The 25,816-nt window shown below is 68.1% G+C and carries 23 protein-coding genes and 1 pseudogene; 8 read left to right on the top strand and 16 right to left on the bottom strand.

Going from position 1 to position 25,816, the window contains the following annotated elements; genetic code table 11:
* Positions 1–2: 2 nt before the first annotated feature.
* Positions 3–254: pseudogene (locus F0U60_RS16205) on the bottom strand (hypothetical protein); the annotation flags it as partial.
* Between the two features lie 10 nt (positions 255–264).
* Positions 265–426 (bottom strand): hypothetical protein, encoded by a 162-nt coding sequence (locus tag F0U60_RS16210; RefSeq protein WP_395826051.1) that lies wholly within the window; start codon positions 424–426, stop codon positions 265–267.
* 680 nt (positions 427–1,106) lie between these two features.
* Between F0U60_RS16210 and F0U60_RS16215 the strand changes: the two genes are divergently transcribed.
* Together F0U60_RS16215 and F0U60_RS16220 are read left to right on the top strand one after the other, a co-directional pair.
* Positions 1,107–1,748, top strand: a complete 642-nt coding sequence (locus F0U60_RS16215; protein ID WP_395820420.1) for a type IV pilin protein — start codon at positions 1,107–1,109, stop codon at positions 1,746–1,748.
* Positions 1,749–1,807: 59 nt separating this feature from the next.
* Positions 1,808–2,596 (top strand): hypothetical protein, encoded by a 789-nt coding sequence (locus F0U60_RS16220; protein WP_395820423.1) that lies wholly within the window; start codon positions 1,808–1,810, stop codon positions 2,594–2,596.
* A gap of 154 nt (positions 2,597–2,750) precedes the next feature.
* Here the strand turns inward: F0U60_RS16220 and F0U60_RS16225 are convergent, their stop codons facing one another.
* Complete coding sequence (locus tag F0U60_RS16225) at positions 2,751–4,754, bottom strand: elongation factor G (protein ID WP_395820426.1); 2,004 nt, start codon at positions 4,752–4,754, stop codon at positions 2,751–2,753.
* A 180-nt stretch (positions 4,755–4,934) separates the two neighbouring features.
* Positions 4,935–5,594, bottom strand: coding sequence for a signal peptidase I (lepB, locus tag F0U60_RS16230; RefSeq protein ID WP_395820429.1), 660 nt, complete (start codon positions 5,592–5,594; stop codon positions 4,935–4,937).
* Between the two features lie 121 nt (positions 5,595–5,715).
* Between lepB and F0U60_RS16235 the strand changes: the two genes are divergently transcribed.
* Positions 5,716–6,792, top strand: coding sequence for a cyclic nucleotide-binding domain-containing protein (locus tag F0U60_RS16235; protein ID WP_395820432.1), 1,077 nt, complete (start codon positions 5,716–5,718; stop codon positions 6,790–6,792).
* Here the strand turns inward: F0U60_RS16235 and F0U60_RS16240 are convergent.
* Both F0U60_RS16240 and F0U60_RS16245 read right to left on the bottom strand, forming a co-directional pair.
* Positions 6,780–7,730: an NAD-dependent epimerase/dehydratase family protein gene (locus F0U60_RS16240; protein ID WP_395820435.1), complete on the bottom strand. Its 951-nt coding sequence runs from the start codon at positions 7,728–7,730 to the stop codon at positions 6,780–6,782. The two genes, F0U60_RS16235 and F0U60_RS16240, sit on opposite strands and share 13 nt — an antisense overlap.
* 84 nt (positions 7,731–7,814) lie before the next feature.
* Positions 7,815–8,693, bottom strand: a complete 879-nt coding sequence (locus F0U60_RS16245) for a hypothetical protein (RefSeq protein ID WP_395820437.1) — start codon at positions 8,691–8,693, stop codon at positions 7,815–7,817.
* Between the two features lie 67 nt (positions 8,694–8,760).
* On the opposite strand from F0U60_RS16245, the gene F0U60_RS16250 reads away from it, so the two are divergent.
* Both F0U60_RS16250 and F0U60_RS16255 read left to right on the top strand, forming a co-directional pair.
* Entirely contained in the window at positions 8,761–11,349 is a 2,589-nt protein-coding gene (locus F0U60_RS16250) for a TonB family protein (protein WP_395820440.1), read from the top strand.
* The gene (locus F0U60_RS16255) at positions 11,346–12,188 is read left to right on the top strand and encodes a hypothetical protein (RefSeq protein ID WP_395820442.1); all 843 of its coding nucleotides are present in this window, start codon (positions 11,346–11,348) and stop codon (positions 12,186–12,188) included. The genes F0U60_RS16250 and F0U60_RS16255 overlap by 4 nt, the downstream gene beginning before the upstream one ends.
* An 11-nt stretch (positions 12,189–12,199) precedes the next feature.
* Here F0U60_RS16255 and F0U60_RS16260 read toward each other — a convergent pair whose 3' ends face one another.
* From F0U60_RS16260 to F0U60_RS16285, 6 genes are all read right to left on the bottom strand, one after another.
* Positions 12,200–13,162 (bottom strand): Ig-like domain-containing protein, encoded by a 963-nt coding sequence (locus tag F0U60_RS16260; RefSeq protein WP_395820445.1) that lies wholly within the window; start codon positions 13,160–13,162, stop codon positions 12,200–12,202.
* A gap of 100 nt (positions 13,163–13,262) precedes the next feature.
* Entirely contained in the window at positions 13,263–13,985 is a 723-nt protein-coding gene (locus F0U60_RS16265) for a MopE-related protein (protein ID WP_395820449.1), read from the bottom strand.
* A 153-nt stretch (positions 13,986–14,138) separates the two neighbouring features.
* Positions 14,139–14,789 (bottom strand): hypothetical protein, encoded by a 651-nt coding sequence (locus tag F0U60_RS16270; protein WP_395820451.1) that lies wholly within the window; start codon positions 14,787–14,789, stop codon positions 14,139–14,141.
* A gap of 118 nt (positions 14,790–14,907) precedes the next feature.
* Positions 14,908–15,486: a hypothetical protein gene (locus F0U60_RS16275; RefSeq protein ID WP_395820454.1), complete on the bottom strand. Its 579-nt coding sequence runs from the start codon at positions 15,484–15,486 to the stop codon at positions 14,908–14,910.
* A gap of 50 nt (positions 15,487–15,536) precedes the next feature.
* Positions 15,537–16,226: a hypothetical protein gene (locus F0U60_RS16280; protein ID WP_395820456.1), complete on the bottom strand. Its 690-nt coding sequence runs from the start codon at positions 16,224–16,226 to the stop codon at positions 15,537–15,539.
* A gap of 105 nt (positions 16,227–16,331) precedes the next feature.
* Positions 16,332–17,459 (bottom strand): oxygenase MpaB family protein, encoded by a 1,128-nt coding sequence (locus F0U60_RS16285; RefSeq protein ID WP_395820459.1) that lies wholly within the window; start codon positions 17,457–17,459, stop codon positions 16,332–16,334.
* A 160-nt stretch (positions 17,460–17,619) separates the two neighbouring features.
* On the opposite strand from F0U60_RS16285, the gene F0U60_RS16290 reads away from it, so the two are divergent.
* Both F0U60_RS16290 and F0U60_RS16295 read left to right on the top strand, forming a co-directional pair.
* Positions 17,620–18,804 carry an AI-2E family transporter gene (locus tag F0U60_RS16290; protein WP_395820463.1) on the top strand — a complete coding sequence of 395 codons (1,185 nt, stop codon included), beginning with the start codon at positions 17,620–17,622 and terminating at the stop codon, positions 18,802–18,804.
* Between the two features lie 36 nt (positions 18,805–18,840).
* The gene (locus F0U60_RS16295) at positions 18,841–19,092 is read left to right on the top strand and encodes a hypothetical protein (RefSeq protein ID WP_395820466.1); all 252 of its coding nucleotides are present in this window, start codon (positions 18,841–18,843) and stop codon (positions 19,090–19,092) included.
* Positions 19,093–19,094: 2 nt separating this feature from the next.
* Here the strand turns inward: F0U60_RS16295 and F0U60_RS16300 are convergent, their stop codons facing one another.
* From F0U60_RS16300 to F0U60_RS16310, 3 genes are all read right to left on the bottom strand, one after another.
* The gene (locus tag F0U60_RS16300) at positions 19,095–19,901 is read right to left on the bottom strand and encodes an SDR family NAD(P)-dependent oxidoreductase (protein WP_395820469.1); all 807 of its coding nucleotides are present in this window, start codon (positions 19,899–19,901) and stop codon (positions 19,095–19,097) included.
* A 26-nt stretch (positions 19,902–19,927) separates the two neighbouring features.
* Positions 19,928–21,379, bottom strand: a complete 1,452-nt coding sequence (locus tag F0U60_RS16305) for a hypothetical protein (protein WP_395820472.1) — start codon at positions 21,377–21,379, stop codon at positions 19,928–19,930.
* A 128-nt stretch (positions 21,380–21,507) separates the two neighbouring features.
* On the bottom strand, positions 21,508–22,587 hold the full coding sequence (locus F0U60_RS16310; RefSeq protein ID WP_395820475.1) for an SGNH/GDSL hydrolase family protein: 1,080 nt from the start codon (positions 22,585–22,587) through the stop codon (positions 21,508–21,510).
* A gap of 316 nt (positions 22,588–22,903) precedes the next feature.
* Between F0U60_RS16310 and F0U60_RS16315 the strand changes: the two genes are divergently transcribed.
* The gene (locus F0U60_RS16315) at positions 22,904–25,204 is read left to right on the top strand and encodes an ATP-binding protein (protein WP_395820478.1); all 2,301 of its coding nucleotides are present in this window, start codon (positions 22,904–22,906) and stop codon (positions 25,202–25,204) included.
* Between the two features lie 5 nt (positions 25,205–25,209).
* Here F0U60_RS16315 and F0U60_RS16320 read toward each other — a convergent pair whose 3' ends face one another.
* Positions 25,210–25,800: a hypothetical protein gene (locus tag F0U60_RS16320; protein WP_395820480.1), complete on the bottom strand. Its 591-nt coding sequence runs from the start codon at positions 25,798–25,800 to the stop codon at positions 25,210–25,212.
* Positions 25,801–25,816 lie beyond the last annotated feature (16 nt).

Here is a 25,816-nt window from a genome sequence, read left to right on the forward strand (position 1 = left end):
ACCCCCATGCCCACCGCCAAGCCCTCCACCGCCACCTCGAGGTTGCGGTTGAAGAGCTGCACCGCCACGCGCCCGTCCACGTCGAAGCGGCCCCAGGTGAATGCCTCGGCGCCCAGCGAAAGCTGCAAGTGCCGTTGCAGCCCGCCGTAGCGCACGGCATCCCAGCCCACCACCGCCTCGCCGTAGACGGAGAAGCCGTCCGGAAAGGGAGCCTCGGCCAGCGGCACGCCGTCAGGACCCGCGGCCTGGAATCGCGGCTTGAGGTCACGTACAAGTTGCCCCCCAGTCCGAGAGGCTGTCCCAGTCCTCCCGGCCGTCCGCCCCAGCCGAAGATGCCGACAGCGGTGGCTCCAGTGCCTCATCAGGCAGGTTGTCGGGCTCTTCCGCCTGCACGAGGAGCAGAAGCACCAGCAGCGTGGACGTCATCAGCACCTCCGATGGATGACTCCCATCCTAGTGGGCGCTTCGAAAAATCCGGACAGTCCGGACAGTCCGGACAGTCTGGACAGTGCGGGCAAAAGGCACCTCTTCTCGTAGGGTCCGTAACCCAACCGCACAGGTCAGCTGGGGCAGCTCGATGGACCCCCGATGCACTGTGGGAGGCCCTTCGGTCCAAGGGGGGGGCACGGGACCCACAACGGGGGCGGAGCCGTAGGCTGCGATCGCAGGCTCACCTGAAGGTCACCGCCGTCCGTTGGCGCCAGGTTTGAGGCGGACGGACGGACTCACATCAGGATGGAGCCGGTCCGCCCGCCGGGATGTTGCTGGAGCCAGTCCGGTGGATTGGGCTCCAGCGGGGGATTTTTCACCGGGTGTATCGCTCCTGGCAGGTGTTTTGCCACGGGGTATCTCAGGGCTGGAGCTTGTCGCCGCTATGTGCCCCCCGGCGGTGGCGGGTAAAGGCGCGTCCTGCTTGAGGTTTTTCCACCGCCATGGCCGGGTTCGTCCCCTGTCCAGGGGACGAGCGGGCACGGGAGGTTGACGCGATGCGGCTCGCCGCCCGCTCCAGCGCATTTTTCTCGCCTGATGATATTTTTGGCGCGGACACTGGACCCCCGGTGCCAACTCGCGGCCCCCGCCGCGGCCCGTTCTCCTCAGGGTTCTTCATGCGCCGTCCGTTCACCCAGCAGCGTCGTGGCTTTTCCCTCATTGAGTTGATGATTGTCGTGGCCATCATCGGCATCCTCGCCGCGGTGGCTGTCCCGAACTTCATCAAGTTCCAGGCGCGCTCCAAGCAGGCGGAGGCCAAGTCCAATCTGCGGACCTGGTTCACCACCCAGCGCTCCTACCTGCAGGAGAAGGGCGTGTACCTGGAGGCTCACGGAGAGGCCGGCTTCTCGCCGGAGCGTGGCAACCGCTACGCCTACTACTTCTCTCCCGACCGCAATTGCGAGGAGCGCAAGGGCGACGGCACCGTCACCCATCCCGAGTCCGCCAACTGCATCACCGCGGATGAAGGGAGGCACAAGCTCCCCACCGCCACGCCGGAGCCCATGCCGGTCAGCTTCACCTGGACCACGGGCGAGGGCGAGAATCCGAAGTCCCCCGGCGTCTCGGGACCCTGCCCCGGCTGCAACATTGATGCGTTCGCCGTGGGTGACATCGACAACGAGAAGGGTGGGATCGACACCTGGCACATCGCCACCAAGGACGCCCAGCTGAGCACGCCCCCCTGTGGCAATGAGGATGTCCTGCATGTCGCGGGCGTGCCGTTCAACACCTTCAACGACGTCGACTGCGACCAGTGAGCTCCGGCGAGCGTCCCACGGCACGTGAGCTGGAGCTGCATGCCGCGGGAGCGCCGCCTGTGCGGAGGGAGCTCCTGCCACCCGGCGGTGAGGCTCTGGCCATGCTGGTGCGCCGGGGCTTCCAGCCCACCGTGGCTCCGTTGGATTTGCCGTTTCCTGCAGACATGGAGGGCGAAGCGGCCGAGCGGCTGGCGGAGCATCTCGGCCACTATGCCTTCCGGCTCTTCCTCCGAGGCGCCATCCTGCGGCGCGGGAGCTTCACACCTACCGAGGCCACGCGTTACCTCGGAGCCTCGCAGGCCGCGAAGGTGGCCGAGGACCTGGTGGCGCTCGGGCTCGCGGAGCGCGAGGACGATGGGCGGTACCGCCTGCGCTACCCGACCCACAACTTCGGTCCCACGCTGGAGTGGTACGTGGCTCGCGAGCTGCGCGGACGGCTCGGCTTCGACGTGGCCGTGGGCGTGAAGTTCCACGCGCCCGAGGTGGGTGGAGACCTGGATGTGGTGGCCGCGGCGGAAGGCCGGCTGCTCTACCTGGAGATGAAGTCCTCGCCGCCCAAGCATTTGGCCTCGGACGAGGTGGGGGCCTTCTTCCGACGTGTGCGCGCGCTGCGCCCCCACCTGGCTCTGTTCGTCATGGATACGGCGCTGCGCCTGTCCGACAAGGTGCTGCCGTTGCTCCAGGCCGAGCTGAGTACGCAGCCGCCCCCGCCTCCTCGGCGCGTGGTGCGCGAGGTGTGGGCGCTGACTCCGTACCTCTATGTCGTCAACGCGCGGCAGGACCTGATGGGCAACATCTCCCTGGCCATCGCCGAAGGGTTGCGAGCGCTCTCCCCTCCGCCGCCGTGATGCGCATGCTCCCTCTCCCTCTGGGAGAGGGCGGGGGGTGAGGGTATGGGCTGAACCCGGGTTGAACCCTCTGTCCACAGTGCGGGCCACGGGTTGAAGAACGGGCTTGGATACCCTCACCCTGACCCTCTCCCAGAGGGAGAGGGGACGACGGCTAGTGCTCCGCCGTGGGTTGCTGCTGATGACTCACCACTCGCTCGGCCTGTTTGCCCACCAACTCCGCGTAGTGATCATGCCGCATCACGAAGCTGCCCAGGCCCGAAGAGGCTGATCTCAGCTCCACGATGAAGCCCTGCATCTCCGCCTGCGGCATGTAGGCGGTAAGCACTTCCCAGCCAGGTATCTCCGGGTGCGTGTCGAAGCCGAGAATCTGTCCCCGGTGCCCGGTGACGAGCCGCTGGGCTCGCGGGGTGGCCTCATGTGGCACGTGGATGTCCACTTGGAGGATGGGTTCGAGCAGCACCGGCTCCAGCTTGGGGAGGATCTCCACCATGGCCAGACGCCCCGTCGTACGGAAGGCCTGATCCGAGCTGTCCACGGAGTGGTAGGTGCCGCCGGTGAGGGTGACGTCCACATCCACCACGGGGAAGCCGAGCGGCCCACGCCTCAGGCCGTCCTTCACGCCTTCCTCCACCGCGGGGATGTACTGCTTGGGGACGGCTCCGCCCACGACGGCCGAGGTGAAGCGGAAGCCCTGACCCCGGGGCAGCGGCTTCACGTCCACCACCACGTCGCCGAACTGCCCGTGTCCACCGGACTGCCGCTTGAAGCGAGCATGGTGCGAGCCACTCCGGCGGATCGTCTCCCGGTAGGGAATGGGCAGCGGACGCGTCATCACCGGGACGCGCATGCGTGTGCGCAGGTGCTCAACGGCCTCGCGCAGGTGCAGCTCTCCCTGTCCGCCGAGCAGGAGCATCTGCGAGTCCGCCTCCTGGTCCACCGACAGGGAGGGATCCTCCTCCACCAGTCGGGACAGGGCCGTCGTCAGCTTCACGTCATCCGTGCGCTTCTCCGCGACGATGGCGAGCTGGTGCACCGGGGGCGGCGCCAGGGGCCACTCCTTGGGCGCGTGCACGCCGCCAGTGTCGGCCAGGTTGCCTGTGCGCAGCCCCTCCACGCGCCCGATGGACACCACCTCACCCGGGCGGGCCACGCCGACAGGCGTCTGTTTCGTCCCGTGCAGCCGCAGCACGCCACTGACTCGGCTGTCGGCCAGCGTGCCTGCGTCATGCACCTCTCCGCGCCAGACCCGGACCATCGACAGCTTGCCCACGTGCGGCAGGTGCTGCGTCTTGAAGGACTGCACGAGCGGCGTGACGCCTCCAGGAATGCCCAGGCGCTCGCGCGTCTCGTCCACCGTGGGTACTTCGTGCCGGAGGCCCTTGAGCAGCCGCTCCAGGCCCAGGCCCTGCTCCGCCGAGCCGAGGAAGACGGGCACCAGCCGATCCTCGCGCAACGCGCGCTCCAGCTGTCCGTAGAGGGCCTCTGGCGGAGGCACCACATCCTCGAGGAGCTGCTCAAGCAGCGTGTCGTCGAGATCCGCCAGCCGCTCAATCAGCTCGCGCCGTGCTGTCTCCTCCCGGGGCCGGTCCGCGTCCGGCAGGGAGATGAGTGCGGGTCGGCCTTCCTTCTCCTGGACCCAGGCGCGCTCGCTCACCAGGTCCACCACGCCCACCAGGTGCCCGCCCTGGCGCAGGGGAATCTCTCGCAGCGCCAGCGGCCGAGAGGACACGGCCTGAAGCGACTCGAGCACCTCGCGCACCGAGGCGCCTCCCTCCTCGAGCACGTTGAGGAAGAGCAGGTGAGGGATGCGGCGCGCATCCAGGAAGGTGAAGAGCGGCGCTAGGGCCGCGGCGCGCTCGGGCGAGGCATCACACACCACCAGCGCCGCGTCGCTCACCATGAGGGCGTGGCGCGCCTCCTGGGTGAACTCCAGGGCTCCCGGGCTGTCGATGAAGGTCCAGTCCTCTCCCAAGAACGTTGCGTGGGCCACGGAGAGCTCGAGCGTCATGCTCCGTCCGGCGGCCGCACCGCTCGCTCCCCCCATGCGGATTTCTTCTGCCCCCATGGACCGCAACAGCGACTCAAACAGGGTCGTCTTTCCCACGCCCTGGGGTCCTACGAGGGTGACGACTCTCGGCGACGCGGGATGTTTCATCACCTCGCCCTCCTGCAGGCAGGCCTTCTTCCTGGGAAGGTGGGGCTTCGGTCCATGTCCGGGAAGCACCGGTTCCTGCTGGGGCGAGGGCCTCTCTCCATGCTCGCCCGTGACGTTCGCCGAGCGACGCAGCCCTCGTCCTCAAGGGAGGACCGAGCGAGCGGGGAGCCTAGAGCCGCGTCAGCGCGAGAGGCGCGCGTCTACGCCGCGACCTTCGTCCGTGCTCATCGGAATCCACCAGCGCTCGCTCCCGGAGATTCCGTCGCGTGGGCTGTAGAGCACCGCCACCACGCGGCCCAGCAGGTTCTCTCGGGGGAGCAGCCCCCAGACGCGGCTGTCGGCCGAGTTGCCCCGGTGGTCTCCGAGCACCAGGTAGTGCCGCGGAGGAATCTCCAGCTCGTCCATGTCGGGCCCCTGGTAGGGCTCGGGGTGAATGGGGTGGAGTGCTCCCGGCAGCAGCTCGAGCCGAGCGCCGTCCGGGGTGAGCTCCTGCGCCACGGGCTGTCCATTGATGTGCAGGGACTCGCCCTCGAAGGCAATGCGATCCCCCGGCAGGCCCACCAGCCGCTTCACCATCACCTTCCCGTCGATGGGCGAGTCAAAGACGATGACGTCCCCGCGCCGCGGCTCCGACTCGGTGAGCCAGACGTGGGTGAGGGGGACGCGCAGCCCGTACGCTCGTTTGTCCACCATCAAGTGGTCCCTGACCTGCAGCGTGGGCTCCATGGAGCCGGACGGCACGTGGTAGTGGTCCGCGAAGCTGGCACGGCCCACGAAGAGTACGCCCAACGCGGCGAGCTCCATGAGGTACGTCTTCCACCTGGGGCGGTTCTGTTTCATGTCTTTGTGGGTACCCATAGGAGTTCCGAGGTGGGCGTCCATTCTACGCCCGAGGGGCCCGGTGATTGCAGTGTCCCGCGGGGCTGCGCGGATCCAGGGCCTGTGGCATACAGGGTTCAATATGTCCGACCCACTCCTCCCGCGGCTAGAACGGCTCCAGGCGCTCGGCCGCACTCCCGAGGCGCTCGCCTCCGCTGAGGCACTGGCCACGGACCTGGCCCGGCAGGGTCAGCCGCTGCGCGCCATCGCGGTGTGCAGGGTGCTCTTGCAGCTCGAGCCGGCCCACACGCGCACCCCCCAGCTGCTGGCGGAGCTCTACGCCCGGTCCGCTGCCTCGGGTGCCACCACGGGGGCCGGAGCGCTGCCTCGGGTGCCGCTCTTCTCGCTGCTTCCGCGCGAGCCCTTCATGGCCCTGGTGGGCGTCCTGGAGCCGCGCGTCTTCCAACCCGGGCAGAACCTCATCGTCGAGGGTGAGCCGGGCCGCTCCTCCTTCATCCTCGTCGAGGGGCGCGTGGACGTGGTGCGTCAGATAGAGGGCGGCGAGCGACGCACGCTGTCCTCGCTGGGGGAGGGGGAGTTCTTCGGGGAGATCGCCCTCGTGTCCGAGAGCCCCCGGCTGGCCACTGTGGTGGCCACCGAGCCGGTCCTGGCGCTCGAGCTCCACCGGACGCGGGTGGAGCGAATTGCCTTCAAGCACCACTCGGTGGGCGACACCGTGCAGCATTTCTACCGGGATCGGCTGCTGGCCAACGTGCTGCGCAGCCACCCCATCTTCTCCGCGCTGGCGCCCGCGCAGCGGGAGGCGCTGTCCCACATCTTCGAGCTGCGGACCGTGGATGCCGGGCGCGTCATCATCGAGCAGGGGCAGAAGGGCGATGGCCTGTACCTGCTGCTCCAAGGCCAGTGCACGCCGCTGTTCCGCCGTCCCGACGGGCGGGAGACGGCCTTCCCCAACCTGCGGGAAGGGGATGTCTTCGGGGAGATCTCCCTGCTGCTTGGCCAGCCTGCGAGCGCCACGGTGCGCGCGGAGACGTCGTGTCACATGCTCCGGCTGGGACGCGAGGCCTTCGAGCAGTATCTCGCCAGTCAGCCCGGAGTCCGCGCGGCGCTCATGCGGGTGGGCACCGAGCGGCTCCTGCAACTCTCCAAGGTGTTGGCGTCCGGCAGGGCCGTGCACGACGGCGATCAGCGCGTCTGAGCCCGAGTCTCCAGCCATTGCCGCACCAGGGCGGGCACGCCCTCGCGGATGGTGGGATAGCGGAACTGGAAGCCCGTGGCGTGCAGGCGCGCGTTGGAGAGCAGCGCCTCCGCCGTCAGGGAGTCCGTGAGCACCGGGCCCAGGGCGAGCGTGCACAGCCAGCGGGGAAGGAGGACCCTGCGGTGGGTGACGCCCAGGGTCTCCGCGGCCACGCGGCTGAGGTCCGCGAAGGTCACCGGCTCGTCATCCACCACGAAGTAGCGCTTTCCCACCTCGCCGTGCTCCAGCAGGTGCAGCAGGGCTCGGGCGCAGTCCTCCACGTGGATGGGGGACATCTTGTTCACGAGCGTCTCCTTCAGGCCGAAGAGGCGCCGGCCCCCCTTCAGTGGCACCAGCGTGTACTCCTCGAACCAGGAGCCCAGCCCGTACACCGAGCCGGGATAGGCCTCCACCAGGGGCAGCCCGCGCGCCCGGTACCCGGGCAGGGCCTCGATGGCGGGCGCGATATACGGACCCCACCCCGAGGGCCTGGGCGTGCTGTCCTCCGTGACCAGGTTGTGACCTTGGTTGCCGTAGTAGCTGGTTCCGCCCACATAGAGCACGCGCTTCACGGTGCCCGGCTTCAGTGACTCCAGCAGCAGCGAGTCCATGCGCAGCCGCTGCTCTCGGTAGGCCACGGCCCGCTTGTGCGTCACGCGGCCTCCGAAGGTGAGGGGCTGGGCGAGGTGCACCACCTGCTCGCTCGCTGCCGCCTCCTCCTGCCAGGGCCCTGGGGTGAGCAGATCTCCGTGCACCGGGGTGACTCCCGCGTGCTTCCACCGCTCGGCGGCCCGGGCGTTCCGGGTGAGCCCCCGCACCTCGTAACCCGCCTCCAGCGCCAGGGGAATGAACCTCGCGCCGATGAACCCCGTGCCTCCCGTGACGAATAGACGCTTCAACGTGTTTCCTTCCGCTCCCGGCTCTTCGCGGGTGGACGGCATAGCCCACCCGGGGACGGGGCGGAAAGGTGGCACGGCGTCACCTCAGTGGGCGACCGTGCAGACTCCTCCTCCATTGAGGTGCGCCTGGTCCACGACGCTCTGGGTCACGAACTCCTGGAGCGTCCGCACCGTGTAGGCGCCCGGCTCGTAGACGACGGGCTGGCCCTGGTCGTCCTTCAGCTCGCCCCCGTTCCGGTCGCGCAGATCCAAGAGGTTCTGTGTGGAGAGCCCCTCGGGGGTGATGACCCCGTTCTCGTCCGCCGTGGCGGCAATGGCGTCGAAGCGCAGCTGCACCCCTCGGTGTGTGCCGAGCCGGTCGTAGAACATGTGCTCCGCGTGGATGGTGACCTCCGCCTCCGCCACGGAGTTCTCCGGCACGACAATGCCCATCGTCCCGTCCACGCCGTTGATGCAGTCCACCATGTGCGCGTTCACGGGGAAGCCCATGCGGAAGGTGTAGACGCCCACATCCTTCTTCACCGCCACCCCCTCCACCCAGTAGCTGTAGCCGCGCTCGCGCATCATCGCGAGGTCCTCGGCGGAGACGTTCCCGTCCGGCAGCTTCGTGTCCTCCCTCGGCGGGCTCACCCGGAAGCCCACCCCCCAACGCCCGGCCGGCAGCCCCTTCAGCCCCGTCAACGGCACGTCCCCCTTCTGCACGTCCACCAGCACGTGCTCCGGCGCCGTGCGCTTCTCCCCGGAGGCCGAGGTGAGGGTGAAGTCCCCCAGTGATACCAGGTACTTCGTGAACTGCACGGACCAGCCATCCTGGAAGAGGTGGCTCGCGTAGCCTCGCTGGGTTCCGTCCCCGCCGCTCATCGTCACCCGCACCTCACCCTCGGCCACGGGCTCGCACGCCGTCCCCGCGAGAGCCATCGCCACCAGCCCCACGTACCACGTCATCCGCCATGCGTTGTTCATGTCTCTGGGAAGTAGATGCAACCAAGTTGCGAGTCAAGTACGGGGTGGTGTATCTCCGCGGTCACCCATGTGGATTTCTTGTTTGGTGCTCTGCCTCCTGGGCGCCTCGGCCGATGTGCCTGTGTCCCCCCCCGTGCCCTTGGAGGCCGCTCCCCCCGTGATGCCGGCGGACGCACCCGCGCTCTCCGCCCCCGCCACGGTGCTGCTGCGCCTCACCATTGATGAGGCCGGCGAGGTGTCTCGCGTCGATGTGCGTGAGTCCGCTGGTGCTCCGTTCGACCGCGCAGCCATGGCCGCCGCCCTCCGCTGGCGTTTTCAGCCCGCTCGCCGCGGTGAGGTGCCCCTGGAGGTCCAGGTGGATGTTCCTGTGTCCTTTGTTCCCCCGGCTCTTCCTGACGGGGCGGGCTTGGTTTCCTCGGAGGCTGCTGCCTCCTCGGAGGTAGACCCTCACCCCGGCCCTCTCCCAGAGGGAGAGGGGGCTTCCACGGGCATGAACACGGGGGCGGATACCCTCACCCCGACCCTCTCCCAGGGGGAGAGGGAGGAGGGGGGGGAGGGGCCTTCGTTTTCTACGACGGTTCGCGGTCAGGCTTATGCCCCTCCTCCCTCCGCCGTGGGGGATTTTCAGATCTCCGTGGGGCAGCTCGCGGATGTGCCTCGCAACTCCGCCTCCGATCTGATGCTGCTCGCCCCCGGTGTCATGCTCGCCAACCACGGCGGCGAGGGTCATGCCGATACCATCTTCATCCGCGGCTTCGACGCCGGTGAGGGCAAGGACGTCGAGTTCCGCCTGAATGGTGTCCCCCTTAATGAGGTGTCGCATGCCCACGGCCACGGCTACGCCGACACCTACTTCATCATCCCGGAGCTGGTGCACTCGCTGCGCATCACCGAGGGGCCCTATGACCCGTCCCAAGGAGACTTTGGCGTGGCGGGCACCGTGGAGTACCAGCTCGGCCTCGAGCGCCGGGGCCTCACCGCGTCCGCCAGCTATGGCAGCTTCGCCTCGCGTCGGTTGTCGCTCGTGTGGGGACCTCCTGAGTCGAACGAGGCCACCTTCGTGGGTCTGCTGCTGCGTCAGGGGCACGGCTTTGGTCCCAACCGCGCCTACGCCAACGCAGGTGCCATGGCCCAGGTGGAATTCCGCGTGGGCGATGAGACGCGGCTTCGCCTCTTCGGTACCAGCTATGCGTCCCGGTTCTCCTCGGCGGGTGTTGTCCGCGAGACGGACGTGGTGGATGGCCGTATGCCCTGCGCCTCCGATGCGGACTCCCAGTTCTTCTGTCTCTACGACCCCAACCAGGGCGGGGCCGGACAGCGGCACATCCTCTCCGCCGAGCTGCAGTCACGGTTGCGCCGGGGCGGGCGCTTCGTGCAGCAGGGCTTCGTCGTGATGCGGCAGATGCGCATCCGCGACAACTTCACGGGGTTCCTCAATGACGTACCGCCCGTCGGCGAGGACCCTCGCGGTGACAACACCGAGCAGTACTACCGCGGCACCACCGTGGGCCTGCGCGGGCGCTACACCCCGGGCTACACCCTCCTGGGTCAGCCTCAGCCGCTGGAGCTGGGCTATGTGGCCCGCTTCGACGACGTGCTCACCCGCGCTCGCCGTCTGCGGGCCAACGGGGGCGCACCGTACAGCACCCTCTTCGACAACCAGGTGCGCACCACCAACCTGGGCGCCTACGCCTCGCTGCGGCTCGCTCCTCTCTCCTGGCTCACCCTGCGGGGCGGCCTGCGCCTGGACACCTTCCTCTTCGGCGTGGAGGACCAGAATCGGCCCAGCTCCGACAGGCAGGGCGAGCGCATCCCCGAGGAGTCCATCGAGGCGTATGGCTTCTTCACCAGCCCTCGTATCACCGCGGAAGTGCGGCTGACCCCTCAGCTCACCTGGCTCACCAGCGCGGGCCTGGGGGCGCGCTCCAGTGACGCGGCGGCGCTGTCTGATGCGGAGCTCGCTCCCTATGCCCGGGTGACGGCAGCGGAGACGGGCCTGGGCTGGCGGCTCAGCGGGGAAGGGCGGCCCTATGAGCTGGAAGTCCGGGGCGCCTTCTTCGGCACCCGCGTCTCGCAGGACCTCGTGTTCGACGAGACTGCGGGCCGCAATCAGCCCGTGGGGCCCTCGCAGCGGCTGGGGGCCTTCGCCACCGCGCGCTACACCCTCCAGGAGCGGTTGGACGTGCAGGCCAGCGTCGCCTGGGCGCGCGCCACGCTGCCTACTCCGGGAGCCTCGCCCTGGAAGATGTGGGAGGGCACCGTCATGCCCTACATCCCCCAGCTCCTCGGTCGGCTCGACGCCTCCTTGCGCGGCGATGTCACCCTGGCCGGGCTCCCGCTCGGGTGGAACCTCGCGCTGGGGCACAGCGCCATCGGACCCAAGCCGCTGCCGCTCGACCGCTACAGCGAACCCATCTTCCTCTTCGACGTGGCCGCCCGCGCCCGGTGGAAGTGGATGGAGTTCGGCGTGACGGTGGAGAACCTGCTCGACGCACGCTGGCGCGAGGCGGAGTTCAACTACGTGTCCAACTTCCGCGGCCCGGACGCTCCGGCCTCCCTGATGGCCACGCGTCACTTCTCCGCGGGCGCCCCTCGTACCTTCCGCGGAACCTTCACCGTCTACCTGGACTTCCAGGAGGAGGAGCAGCAGCCATGACGACCCCCTTGCGCACCACGCGTCGTGCCTTCACCACGCTGCTCGGCGCCGCGCTGCTCGGCGGTGGCGCTGCCTGTGGACTGTCCGGCACCGGAGGTCGCGGCATCGTCTTCCGCATGGGCCTGCGCACCGGGATTGCCCCCGGTGAGACGCAGCCGGGCCACTTCACCACCGACACCGGCTGGCGCGTGGCGCTTACCTCCGCGCGCATGGTGCTCGGCCCCATCTACCTCTTCGAGAACCCCTCGCCGCTCCAGACGCGCCCCACGGGACGCTTGTGGCGCCGCATGAGCGAGGTGCTGGTCCCCTCTGCGTACGCACACGAGTCTTTCTTCTCCGGTGGGCAGGTACTGGGGGAGTGGGATCGCGAGGTGGTGTTTGATCTGCTGGCGGAGGGCGGAGCGACGCGAGTGCTCGGGCGCTCACCGGGAATCGCTGGCATGGCCCGCTCCTTCTCGCTGCTGCTCCAGCCGCCGTCTCAGGCGCTGGGCGCGGAGGCGGCGCCGCTCGAGGGCCGCTCGGTGCTGCTGGAGGGCACGGCCTCTCGCGAGGGGCAGAGCCTTGCCTTCCGGGTCGCCCTGGACTTCCCTCCACCCGTGGAGACGCAGCGGGTGGAGTTCGTCCCCATCGAAGTGGAGCTGGAGGACGATGGCCTCTTCGTCGTGGAGCTCCAGCCCCACCGCTGGTTCGCGGGAACCCTCTTCGAGCGGCTCGAGGTGCCGACCAGTGGAGCCGCGGTGACGGTGCCCCCGGAGAACCAGGTGCACCGCGCGCTGCTGCTCAACGTGCGGCGGCACACCGCGTTCTCCGCCGCGTGGGAGCCAGGCTCCGCTCCCTGATGGCGGGCTCGCTACTTCTTGTCCTGGCGCTCGAGGATGAACTCGAACGTCGTGAAGCTGGCCGGCCCGAAGTGGAGCGAGTAGAGCCTGTCTCCCGCCATGGCGCTGAAGCGGGCCCGGTGGGTGACGCCGGCACAGGCTGGCGGCATGGCGCGGACCTCCACCGGGGCATCCACGCTCTCGGTCTCGTCGCGGACGGACAGCGCGACCTCCCGATCGAGGTACAGGCTGATGGTCTCGTCGACGTCCGGTGTCGAGATGAACTCCGAGTACCCCGCATAGGCGCCATCGGTGCCCGGGAGCGTCAGCCGGTAGCGCGCGTGGCCGATGTCCGTCGCGGGCGGGGAGGCGAACTTCGAAGGAGCGGCGTTGTGCTCCACCGGCGTGTTGACAAGCGTATGGGAGCAGGCGTGCTCCAGGTCGCCGTCCCTGGCTCCGGTGGTGAAGTCCAGCTTGCCATCGCCCACGACGGGCGCTCCATCAATCGGCTGTCCCGCCTCGTCCCGGAGCTGGGTGAGGTCCAAGGTATAGGGGGACTTCTCCTCCAGGGGAGGCCCTCCCTCCTCCGGCGCCAGGAGGGTGACGGTCAGCGTGCGGTGGTCGGAGGACCACTGGCCCGACAGGGTGCGCGGCTCGATGCTGGAGTCCGACCGGTGGGTCAGTGTCACCTGTGAGCGCGAGGGATCCATGGGGCCACTGAACGTCACGGAGAGCACCTTGCGCTGGTACACGCCCGGGCGGCTCGCCGCGCTGTCGTAATACATCTCCACGGGGTACAGGTCCGACGCCCCCTCCGCGGGCTGCGAGCTGGAGACGGACGTGCGGGGCTCACCGGCGTCCGTGCCGCCATCCGTCCCAGCGTCCGTGCCGGGATTCGTGCCGGCATCCGTTCCGGAGGGAGGAGTCTCGTTGTCACAAGCCAGCGGAGCCAGGGCGCAGGCGGCGAATAAGGCAATGACAGGGGTGAGGCGCATCGTTCAGGTTTCCTCGTGGGTGGTGGAAATGACACCGGGGCGACCTCGGACAGAGGCCGCCCCGGCTCGCGGGCGGGGCCCGCTGTTACAGAGGGGAGGGCTAGTTGGTCAGCGAGCCGTTGCAGTTCTCATCCACGCTGTTGCCAACGATCTCCGTGGCGCTCGGCTTGATGCTGGCGTTGGCGTCATTGCAGTCGTTGCGCTGGAGGATGTAACCGGCCGGCGGCACGCACGCGGTGTAGACGGAGACGCTGTTGTTGCCATAGCCGTCATTGTCCGCGTCCTGGTAGAAGCGAACGCGGTTGTCCTCCAGACGCTCGGGGACCACGCCCAGCAGGTTGCCCGACGCGGCTCCGAAGGTCACCTGGTAGTCGGTGGTGGTGCTGGTGAGATCGTACACGGCCGCCTTCACCAGCGAGCAGCCGCTGGACACGGAGTGGCCGAGCACGGAGTTGATCGTGGTCCCGGCGGAGTCCTTCACCGTGACGCTGACGTTCTGCGACACATAGAAGGCCCAGGAGCCCGCGGCGGACGGCCTGAACTTCACCGTCCCAGCGAGGCCCGCGGGCATCGTCACGTCGTAGAACTTGTGGGTGGTGCTGATGGAGGGCGTGGCGCTGGTGAGCCCGCTCGTCGCCGTCACGGCGACATGGTCCGTGCTGATGTTCTGGTGCGTGCAGGCGTGGCTGGTGATGTTGGAGCCGAGCTGCGTGCAGCCGGCCTCCAGCGTCTGCTCCTGGTCCTGCATTCCTTCCTCGCCCTCCATGGCGGGGCCGCAGGCCGCCAGCGTCAGGCCGAGGAGCGCGCTTCCGAGAGTCCTCATCGTCATCTTCATGGTGTCAATCCCTTTCAATGAACCGGGAGCGGCGCGGCGCCTGGCGTCAGCACCGCGCACTCCGCGGTGCGATCAGTGATGACTGATGTGCAACTCAGTTGCAATAGCGTCTTCGTCACTTCGAGTGACGTGCTGGGCGCATCACAGGTGCTCGATGACGAGGCCCAGCTCGGGGAGTGGGGTGGGGCCCAGGGTGACGGTGTATTGCACCTGATCCGTGAGCTGGTAGCCCACCATGTGCACCAGGCCGGTGCAGATGTCGGCGGGCACGGGGGCGGTGGCGACCGGCTCCACGACGAGCGTTCCCTCATGGATCGTCATGGGCACGCTGGCGTCGCTCAGGTAGGCGACGAAGTTCCCGGTGGCGTAGCCCTTGAAGTTGAAGGTGCCCACGTACTGCCCGTTCTCCGGACGGAGCTTCACCGTGTAGTAGGTGTGGAAGGCATCCACGCGCGGTTTGCGCTCCACGGACGCGGTCACCGTGGCGAAGGGGCCGTTGGTGACGTGCCAGCAGGCGTGCGCGCCGTTGTCGCCAAAGCTGAAGCCTGCGTCCGGGTCGTAGTTGGGGTCCGGAATGCACGACAGGCCTTCCTCGGACGCCATGTAGCCGCGATCACAGTGGCACCAGTCTCCGGTGGGCTCGCGGTGGATGTGGCCATTGGGCGCGCAGGGATCTGTCTGCTCCTGCGAGGGCCCGCCGGGAGGCTCGGGCTTTGGCTCCGGATCGGTTCCGCAGGCGGCGAGCGCCGCCGAACAGACGGCCAGGACGAGGACACGGAGAGATGGACGCATGCGCAGCTTCCTACTCGTTATTTCGTGGTTGATGCAACAGGGATACAAATGAACGGGCGGGGCCCACGGGCGGTATGACCCATGGACCCCGCGTCAGGCCGGAAGGCCCGAGGTGGGACTACTCCTCGTGGTGGTGGCCCGCCTCCTCGACGAGGAGGGTGAACTGGGCGTTCGCCGCCGTGATGGACTCGAACTCGAGGCGGTAGTCCTGGCCGGCCTCGAGGTCCGCGATGATGGCGGTGCGCAGGTCGCTGCAGACCTCCGAGGGGATGCTGTAGCGGCACTCACGCGTGATCTCCACGTTGCCCTGGAAGATGCGCAGGCCACGCACGCGGGACAGCAGGAAGGCGTACTCGCCGGACTCCTCGGCGGTGAACGTCACCGCGCCGCCATAGCCGCAGCCGTTGGTCTTGGCCGGCAGGGTGACGACGTAGGCGGTGTGCGGGAGGTTGACGTCCACGAAGGACGGGGTGCCCAGCGGGCTGGCCGTCACGTTCTGGAAGGGGCCGTACACCGCGTGGCTGCAGGCGTGCTCGGCCACCTCTTCCAGCTCCGTGGTGTCCGTGCAGGCGGCGAGCCCCTGCTGCTGGCTCTCCAGCGCGGCCTCCTGGAACTCGGCCTCCGTGGTGCCGCAGCCGGTGAGCATCATCGCCACGCCAGCGGCGAGCAGGCTCTTCTTGAACAGGTCCTTCATCATGATGTGACTCCTCTGTCGGTTGGGGGGGACTACTTGGGTGAAGGGGGGCCTCAGGTCCGCTCCGGAGACAGCACGGCCCAAGGCACGACGACTTCGCCTGAGGGCAGGTGCTCGGCGGGCAGCTGCATGTGGGGACCGACGTCGCCGAGCTTCAGGCCGGGGACCCGTCGCCGGGCCTCCTCGTAGGAGGCCGCGTCGGGAAACGTGACGTGCGTCACACAGCCGGCGGCGTAGCAACGCGGCGGCTCGGCGCGTACGGGCAGGACCTCTGCTTCGAGGGTGCTCCGCCATGTCTCCAGCGCCTTGCGCGCCTGTTGCGTCCAGGCCTCCTGGCTCTCTCCGGAGGCGTGGAACTGGGCGAGCACCGCATCACGGCGCTCGAGCGGGGTGGCGTAATCGCCGCGCAGTGCGCGGACAATGTTGAGGCGTTGCTCCGGCAGCTTCCGGCGTGCCCGAGGGGACAGGGGCCAGGGTGCTGCGGCCAGGCCTGGCATGGGGAGGGGCTCGCCAGAGGGGGGCGTGGACACCGCTACAGGCGGCTCACGGGGCGGCGCAGTGGGTGGAGGGGCCTCAGACGCGGTGGGCGCGGGGTGGGACGGGGCAGCCCTCGGCGACGACTCGGCCAGCTCGGCTGACGGGGGTCTGGCCTGGGGCGGCTCCAGGGGGCGGTCCAGCCACAGCGCCAACAGGAGCGCCAGCACCAGACCTCCCACACCCATGCTCCACACAATACGCGCCACCGCAGGCCTCCGGCTTTCCGTCCAACGCGGAGGCACTGTGCCACTGAGGTTCAAACGCAATCAAGTTGCATTTGAATGAGTGTGGCGATTTCTTTTTGTGGGGTGCTACTGGCCCTCGACGTGCCACGACTCCCGCAGCGTGGGTGGGATGCGGAAGGGAGGCCGCTCGGCACCGCGGTTCATCCACAGCAGCCCCTCCAGCAGTTTGCGACCAAACACCGCTGAGAGCTTCGCCACCGCCGAGGAGCGGTCTCCCAGCTCGTCCGAGGCCCACCCCATCAGCGCCAGAGGGCCAATCAAGTGCCGGGTCCAGTCCGCCGGTGGCACCTTCAACATCTCGGAGATGTCATCACCCAGGATGTGGCGCATGAGCGAGGCCGCCATGCCATCAAAGAGGTCGCCCGGCGTGACGTGCTCGGCCAGCTGAATGAGCGCGCGCGTGAGCTCCTGGCCCTCGGTGCTCGCGCGGAAGTGCCGCCGCTGGATGCGTTCGGCGAGCGCCGCGCAGTCCGCCATGTCCTCCGGGAGCACCGCCGGGTCCAATCCCAGCACGTGCCCCACCACCTTCCAGGAGTGGAGGTAGGCCTCTTGCTCCTGCGCGGACATCGTGCAGCCCAGCTTCTCCAGGCCCGTGACGACGGCATATGAGAAGTCGACCAGCGTCCCCGCCAGGTCCTCCTGGTTGATGGGGTGGCCCCACTCGGGGTTCCACTTGCCGCTCTCCAGGATGAGGTGGCGCACGGCCGCGTGCATCAGGCGCACCTTCTGGGCGCTGCGGATGCCGTTGCCACCGGGTGCCAGCCCCCCCGGGGACATCACGTCCACCAACATCTGCGCCGTCTCCACGATGCGGCGGAAGGGGTCTGTCGCCAGGCGGGCGGTGAGGTGGATGACCTGGACGCCATGGGCCGCCGCGTAGCTCGCCGGCAGGGCACCACAGAAGAGGGAGACGACGGACTGCGGCCCGTACCGGCAGAACAGCGCCTCACCCTGGTGCAGGAGCTCGGGGTCCGCCCACGACGGTAGGCTGGCGGTGGCGACGAGGTACTCGCGCAGCAGCTCGGGCAGCGTGTCGGGGACGAGCTGGTCGTTGCGAAGCAGTTGCTTCATCAACGCATTGGCCGTCCCCACCTGCCCCTGCTGGAACAGGTTCTTCACGAGCTCGTCCGCGAGCGGGTCTCCCCGCTGGCGGAGGCCGTCGAGGCGCTCATCTGTCCATCGATTGACACTCATGGACGCGGCATTCTAGCCGGGCTGTCCGAATCGCAAGGTTCCGCCTCCACCAGCCGAGCAGCCGAGCGATGGGTGTCCTTCCGTGAGGCAGGCACTGCCACTCCGTCCAGAGGAGCCCCAGCTTTGCTGGAGGCTTTCATCCCGAGGGGGGAGGTTCATTGTGGATCCCGAGAGGCCCGTTCGTCCGCCCATCGAGCCCGTGAATGATCGCGAGCCGGTGCCGGTGCCTCGTTCACAGGTGACGGTGAAGACCGTGCTCACCATCTGCGGCACTGTGATGGGAGTGGTGGCCGCCATCTATCTGCTGATTCACGGCATCGTCACCATCACCCTCAGCGTGACGGCTGTCCTCCTGGCGGTGGCGTTCAACCACGGAGTGGAGCGGCTGGAGCGGTGGGGGTTGAAGCGGCCCCTGGCCATTGGCGTGGTGATGTCCGTGGTGTTGGGGGCCATCGTCGGCGCGAGCTTCCTCATCATTCCGCCCACGGTGGCGCAGGTGAGGGACCTGGTCGACCGCCTGCCCGAGCTCAACGAGCGCATGCACCAGACCCAGCTCTTCCAGTGGCTCGACGCGCGATTCCGCATTGACCAGCGGCTGGGCTCTCTCGGAACGGGCAGTGCCGGGCTCCTTCAGTGGGCCGTGAATCCAGCCATGCGCTTGCTGGGTGGATTGGTGGCGGGCGCGGGCGCCTTCCTCACCGTGCTCTTCCTCGTCGTCTTCATGCTGGTCTACGGCGGCCGGGTGGTGCGGGGGGTGCTCGCCGAATCCCTCCCGGCCCATCGCCAGCGCTACGAGCGGGTGCTGGGAAAGGTGTACCACTCGGTGGGCGGCTACGTGAGCGGGCTGGGCATCATCGGCGTGGTGAATGCCATCTTCGCCACCCTCTTCCTGTCCATCATTGGCGTCCCCTTCTTCCTGCCGCTCGGAATCCTCTCGGGTCTGGGAAGCCTCATCCCCCTGCTGGGCGCCACCCTGTCTGGCTTCGTGCTCTGTCTGGTGGCGCTGGCCTCGGGCGGGCCGCTCGATGCCGTGATGGTGTTCGTCTACGTCTGTTGCTACCAGCAGTTCGAGAACCACGTGCTGGCGCCCGTCATCTACAAGCGCACCGTGGAGCTCAACCCGCTGGTGACGCTGCTCGGCATCCTCCTCTTCGCCGAGCTGGCGGGGGTGCTCGGGGCCTTCCTCGCGGTGCCCGTCGTAGGGGCCTGTCAGATCGTCATCCGCGAGCTGCTCCTGCTGCGGCGTGAGCGCCTCAACCTGCCGCTGAAGGGAGACGTGGCGGAGCAGCTCGAGAAGCGAGGCCCGCGGCGCCCCCCCTTCTGGCGCAGGCCCCGGCACGCGTGAGGACCGGACCTTCATTCACCGACGGAGGACGACGGCATGCCTCGGGAAGTCACGGACTCGGCGGGAATCACCTGGTCGTGCATCCAGGCCTTCTCAGGATTGGGGAAGGATGCGGAGAAGACGGAGGCGGCTCGCGTCGACGACTCCAGCAATCGCTTCCACGTCGTCTGCACCCCCAACGGTGGGGCGAAGTCGGTACGGGTGGAGTTGCCTGGGAATTGGGAGAAGGGCCTCTCCGACGAGGCCCTTCTCCGCGCCATCCACGAGCAGCTGGCGCAGGAGTCATAAGCTCAGCGCTCGGGCCGGTACATCACGGCCGTGCGCTGCGCCAGGAAGCCACGCGGGAGCAGCCTCGCGGCCAGCGCCAGCGTCTGGTTCAGCAGCCCGGGGACGTAGAGCTCCTTGCGGTAGATGAAGGCGCGCAGCGCGTGCGTGGCACACTCCGTGGCGCTCATCATTCCCATGTCTCCCGCCTTGAAGCGGTTGGAGAGCCCTGCCTTGTCCAGCAGCTCGGTGGTGATGCCACCCGGCGCGAAGACGGTGACGGACACCCCGTGGTGCCGCACTTCCTGTCCCATCGCCTGGCCATAGCTGAGGATGAAGGCCTTGGTGCCGCTGTAGGCCGCCTGGTACGGCACCGGGATGAAGGCGGACACGCTGGAGACGAACATCATCCCGCCCTCCGTCTTCCGCTCGATGAAGTGCTTCGCGAAGAGGGTGGACAGCCGCACCATGCTGGTGACGTTGGTGTCCAGCATGGCCTGGAACTCACCCCAGTCCAGCTTCAGCGCCTCGCCCCAGTACGTCACGCCCGCGTTGAGCACGACGCCGTGGATGTCCCGCTCGCGCGTGGCCTCGGTGAAGACGCGCTCCACGTCGTCGGGGTTCGACAGGTCCGCCGTGATGAAGGCCGCCTGCACTCCGTACTTCGAGCGCAGCTCCTCACACAGGGTCTCCAGCCGCTCGCGCCGCCGCGCCACCACCAGCACGTTGCCGCCATGATCCCTCGCGATGGACCGGGCAATCTCCTGGCCCAGTCCGGAAGAGGCGCCAGTGACGAGGGTCCACCGCGCTCGAAGCTCCAGCATTCGATTCATGGCGCGCACCCTACCGGTTCGCGGGCTCACGCCGCCAGTGGAGGCGGAGCCATGGCACCTCTCTCCTGCTGGCTGCCGGGCGAGCCGGCCGTGGCGCCCTCCACCGGGCCGCGCCCCAACCCCAGGACGGCCGCCGCGAGCACCGTGGCGCCCACCTGGTAGTAGTAGTTGCAGAACGCCTGGCGGCCCAGGAAGAAGAAAACCCCGAAGACGAGCGCGCTGCCCAGCAACACCGTCTCCGGACCGCGGCGCCGCGCGAGCGTCAGCGCCCACGTGGCCAGCGCACCGGCGAACCCGAGCCAGCCCGGCAGCGGGGGCATGCCCTGCTGGGCGAACCACGCCGTCAGCGAGAGCGAGTCCGAACGGAAGGGGTTGGTGAGGTGGTGCACCACCAGGTCCTTCCACAACGCCTCGGGCGACCATGCGAGGAACGGGAGGAAGGTGGCCGCGGCCGTCCCCACGGTGAGGGCCGCACCGCGCCAGCGCGGCCCTGGCAGCAGCAGGGCGAGCGGCAGGTACAGCACGAAATGCTGCTTCGTCGCGCACAGCAGGCCGAGCGCCACCGCGGCGGCCGTCCTCCGGCCCTCGCCCAGGAAGTACACGAAGGCGCCGAGGAAGGGCAGCGCGAGCGGCTCGCCCCAGGCCTGCTCCAGCGTGAAGAGGCCTCGTGGGTGAAAGACGAGACAGGCCACGAGCAGCTCGGGGAGTGGGTCCCCTGGCTCCACCCGGCGCCGCGCCGCGCGCCACAAGAAGAAGGCTCCCACCAGGATGCACGCGAGCTGGGCGTGTCGCGTCTCTCCCGTGAGGGCATACGCGGCGGTGGTGAGGAGCAGGTTGAGCGGCGGGTACGCGTAGGAGTCGATGGTCCGCGCGAAGGAGTACGAGTCGATGGCCTGGAGGCTCCCTCCGTACACGGGCTGCCCGCTCAGCAGGGCTCGGGCTCCTTGTTGATGGAGTTCCCAGACGTCGATGTGGGGGGAGGGAGATGCGGCGATGAGCTGCAGCCCGAGCGCCAGCGGGAGGACGAAGAACCCCACCGTCCGCGCTGAGCCCAGGAGACGGCCGAACCGAGAGGGCGCGCGCAGCGGCATGGCGCAGGTGCCCACCAGCAGCACCGCGAGTCCTCCCAGGAGCGCGAAGGGCCGCGGGTCGGCCTTCGGGTCCATGTTGGTGCCCGGAGCGAGGACGAGGTTGTAGACGGTGAAGAAGGCGGCCACTCCCCAGGCCCAGGCGCGCGTCCTGTTGCGCACCACCTCGGCCTGGACGGGTCGGGACACCCTTACCAGTGCGACGAACCAGAGCAGCAGGATGCCGGCGACTACGAAGATGAAGCCGCCGTTGTTGTGCCCCCGGGTCCGCGCCAGCACGAAGCCCAGCAGCGCATGCCCGGCGAGCGCCAGCGGGGCGAGCCAGCCTTCCGGGTGGAGGGGCTCGGAGGGTGGAGGAGGGGGCGAGGACAGGGGCGGGGGCGGGGTCATCTGGGGGGCGGCTTCTACCTCACGGGCGCGCACCCTATCAGACGACCCTCACCCCGACCCTCTCCCAGAGGGAGCGGGAGAGGAGGCGGGGAGACGGGTCCCCGCCCGGGTGTTTCCTGGGCCTTCGATTACGGCGTGGCCGGGTCCAGCGTGGAGAGGATCCAGCCCACGCGCTCGTGGCCCCACTTGTTCCACTGCGCGTTCTGGCCGTTCACGATGACCGAGTCACTGAAGTCCGGCGCCCCCGAGCCCGAGCCCGTGCCCATCGTCGAGCCGTAGTAGGTCGGGTGCGTGTTGTCGGACTGGATGTAGTCGTAGCTGGCGCTCGAGCTGACGAAGTGCGTGTTGGCATCCCGCAGGGTGCTGGCGAACGTGCTGGTGATGCGGGCCACGTAGGCCGCCTCGGTCTCGCCCGAGCGGTAGCGGATGGCCTCGCGGTCGATCTGCCCGTCACCGTTGGAGTCGTAGTCAGCCGCCATCATCTCCGCGAACGCGTCCGCGCACTTGAAGCCGTACTTCTCCGCCAGGTTGCAGGTGCGCCAGTTGCTCTTGGCCAGGTAGGGCAGGAACTTGGCGCGCTTGTTGATCCTCGTGCCCGTGCTGGGATCCGTGCAGCTGGTCTGCACGTTGTCCGCGTCATAGCCCGGGTAGTAGATGTTCATGACGATCTTGGCCTTGGCCGACGTCGCGTACTGGTTGATGGCCTGCATGGCCCTCTCCGTGTACGTGGTGCAGTTGGCCAGCGCCGTGTCCAGGCCCGAGTAGCTGCAGGTGCCCGTCTGGCTCGAGAAGGCAGAGCGCGCCTGCAGATAGTCGTTGCCGCACATCTCGAACGTCACCACGCGGGTGTTGCTCGTCTGCATGTACGAGCGCTCGGCGACGATCTTGTTGTTGTAGATGTCGTCGGCCTTCGCGCCTGACTTGGTGCGGCGGACAACCTCAATGTTGGCATTGAAGTCCTTGGCCAGGTACTCACCCTCAACGAGCGGCGCCGCGCGCTTCGCCACGCTGAAGAGCGAGCCGTTGTAGCCCGCGTAGATCGAATCGCCATAGGCCACGACGCGATACGTGCTGGTTGCGCCCGAGCGGTTGATGGTCCACGAGGTGTTCTGGTTGATGGTGCTCGCGAGCGCATCGCTGCCCACCACGAGGGTAGCCGCCAGCGTCACGGCAAAGGATACACCTTGCCCGTTGGGACGAGAGAACATGGCTGTCTCCGGAATGTCGGGATTAAATGTGAGAGGGGGGGGTCGGCCGATTCGCCGACTTCGCCGATATAACAGAAAACCCGTTCAATAAGAAATCTTTAAAGCGATACAACCGGCTTGAAGGCTTTCCTGACGCAGCCCGTCATGAAGACTTTCGTTCTCCTGTTCAACAAATGCCGCGGAGTGTCATCCAGTCAGCAATGGATTGAGCCTGGCGTCGCATGGTGAGTTGCGACGCTTTGCGTTACATCAAGCCGGGCACCGTCCACGCGATGTCGTCCGGGTGGGGGGTTGGGGGGCCTCGCTCGGCCGGAACATGCACCGATTCCTATCCACCGCTACCGCGATGGTCTTCCTTCCCGCGTTGATCGCGGTGGGGGCACTGCTGGTGGTCCTCCAGGTCATACGGGCGGAGCAGGAGTCCTTGAGGCGCTACGCCGTCGCCGCCGAGCGCTCCATGGCCACCGAGCGCCTGAGCGCGGAGAGCGAGCGCCTGGGACGGCTTGTCCGCAGCTACCTCCTCTCTCCGGACGCTCAAATGCTGGAGGAGCTTGAGCGCTCTCGTGAGCGATTCGAGCGCGCCCTCGGGGGGATGTTCGCTGGGAGCCAGGCTCCGCGAGAGCGGGAGTTGTTGTCGAAGAGCCAACGCGCCCAGGCCCGCCTGAGCTCCATCTCACGGGAGTTGATAGCGCTGCGCCAGCAGGGGGTGTCTCTTGAACGTATCCTGCTGCGTGTCACTCGGGAGCTCCAGCCGGCACGAGAGGAGTTGAATCAGGAGATCGCGCTGGTGTTGCGCTACCAGCGCGACGAGATGGATTCCTCCCGAAACCAGGCAAGCCATGGGGTGGGGAGCTCGGTGCGCGTGTACCTGCTCGGGATTCCGGTGGCCATGGCCGTGCTGGTGGCGCAGTCGGTGCTCGTGATGCGTGCGTTTCGCCGTGGACAAGAGGCGAAGCGGGAGGCGGAGTGGAACGCGGACCAGCGTGCGGCCTCGGAGGCACGGTTCGCGGGCATCGTCTCCATCGCGGCGGACGCCATCATCTCCCTCGACGAGTCAGGGGCTATCACCATCTTCAACACCGGGGCGGAGGCCATCTTCGGTTACAGCGCGTCGGAGGTGCTTGGGCAGCCGATCGATCTGCTCCTCCCGGAGCGCTTTCGAGCCAACCACCGCGGGTTCATGCAGTCCTTTGCCGAGGGCTTGGTCAGCGCCCGGAGGATGGGGGAGCGCCGGCTCCTCTTCGGCAGGAGGAAGACGGGTGAGGAGTTCCCCGCTGAGGCAGCCATCTCCAAGCGCGAGGTAGACGGGACGCACATTCTGACGGTCATCCTGCGGGACGTCTCCGCCCAGAAGCGCGTGGAAGAGGAGCAGCGGTTCCTGGTACAGGCCGGAGAAATCCTCTCCTCTTCGCTCGACTTTGAGCGGACGCTCTCCCGCGTTGCCCAGCTCGCGGTGCAGTCGCTCGCGGACTGGTGCATCGTTTATTTGTGCGAGGAGGGGCAGGTGCGCCGTTCAGAGGTGGCCCACCGAATGCCTGGGAAGCAGGAACTGGCGGCTGCGCTCCGGGGGCTTCCCCTCAATATGAGCCAAACCCCCTTCCTGCGCGAGCTGTGGAGGAGCCGGGAGCCCGTGCTCCTTTCTCACGTCTCGGCGGAGCTCCTCTCATCCACGACGCAGAACGCCGAGCACCTCGTGCTGCTCCAACAGTTGGCGCCGCGCTCGCTCCTGGGCGTTCCCCTCGTGGTGAATGAGCGATTCTTCGGGGCGCTGGTGTTCATCGCCTCCGACTCCGGGCGCATCTACACCGAGGGCGACCTGGAGTTCGCGCGACGCTTGGGGCGGCTCGCCAGCCTCGCGGTTGAGAATGCGCGGTTGTATCAGGCTGCCCGCAGCGCCACCCAGGCTCGCGATGATGTGCTGGGCATCGTCGCCCACGACCTTCGCAGCCCCTTGAATTCAATCGTCCTCGGCATTCAGGCGCTGCGGCGGCGAGCACGGGGCACGCTGGGCGACGCACCCAGCGTGGAGGCCCTGGACTCGCTCCTCTCCTCCGCTCAGCGCATGGGCCGGCTGGTTGAAGACCTGTTGGACGTGGTGCGGCTGGAGGCCGGTCAGCTCTCCATCAGCCCGAGCCCGCAGCCCACCGAGGGGCTCCTGCGGGAGGCGGTCGAGGCCGCTCGTCCCCAGGCCGGAGAGGTCCACTTGCAGCTCGAGGAGTCCGGACCGCTGCCGCCCGTCCTCGCTGATCGGGATCGGCTCCTCCAGGTGTTCTCCAACCTGCTAGGTAATGCGCTGAAGTTCACTCCACCTGGGGGAGCGGTCAGGGCGGGCGCCCGGTTGGAGGGGGCGTCCGTCTGCTTCTACGTGCATGACACCGGGCCGGGAATGACCCCGGAGGTGCTTGAGCACATCTTCGATCGCTTCTGGCAGGCGGACCGGCGAGACCGCCGCGGAGCGGGGCTTGGGCTGTCCATCACCAAGGGGCTTGTCGAGGCGCACGGCGGAGTGCTCCGGGTGGAGAGCGAGCCGGGCCGCGGGAGCACCTTCTTCTTCACCGTGCCTGTTGCCTCCGGCCCGTCCCGTGGGCCTGAACCTGCCACGCCCGCTCCACCTTGAGGGCCCTACTCCCAGGAGACGTCATAGACAACGCGACCCTTCGCGATGTCGACCTCTCGGATTTTCACCTGGCCCTTCTTGGAGACGCGCTGCAGGTACATGTCGAAGGTGCCCGCGAGTGACTCCCTGAAGGTGCCCGTGCTCAACAGCGAAGGGGGGAAGCCCTCCAGCACCATCTCGACCCTGCCATGGTTCACTGACTCCCGGAGCGGCACGTACAGGAGCCTGCCGCAGTCCCGGAACGACTGCTCCCAGGCGTAGGTGGACCACTTCAGCATCGCCTGGGGTGTCAGGCCGAAGAGCCGCACCGCCCCGTCGAAGAACGACTGGAGCAGCGGATAGGACATCATGCGATCGGCGAGCGTCGCGAAGAACTGACGGAAGCCCGAGGTTCCCAGCACCTGGTGGAGAGCGTCCGACAGCTTGATGTTCTGCTCGAGCGGGACCCAGCCCAGCCGGGGCGTGGACTCGATGAGGGAGATCAGCTCCTCTGGGGTGAGCTCGAATACCCGCCGCTGTTTGTCGGCTGGCAGATTCCTGGCCGCGTCGAGGATCGTCCTGGACATGAAGCCACGGATGGCTGGCTGAGGGGGCATGGCCCGCCCATTGTGT

Origin of the sequence: Archangium minus, from assembly GCF_044360475.1 — a bacterium.
GTDB classification, from domain to species: domain Bacteria; phylum Myxococcota; class Myxococcia; order Myxococcales; family Myxococcaceae; genus Archangium; species Archangium minus.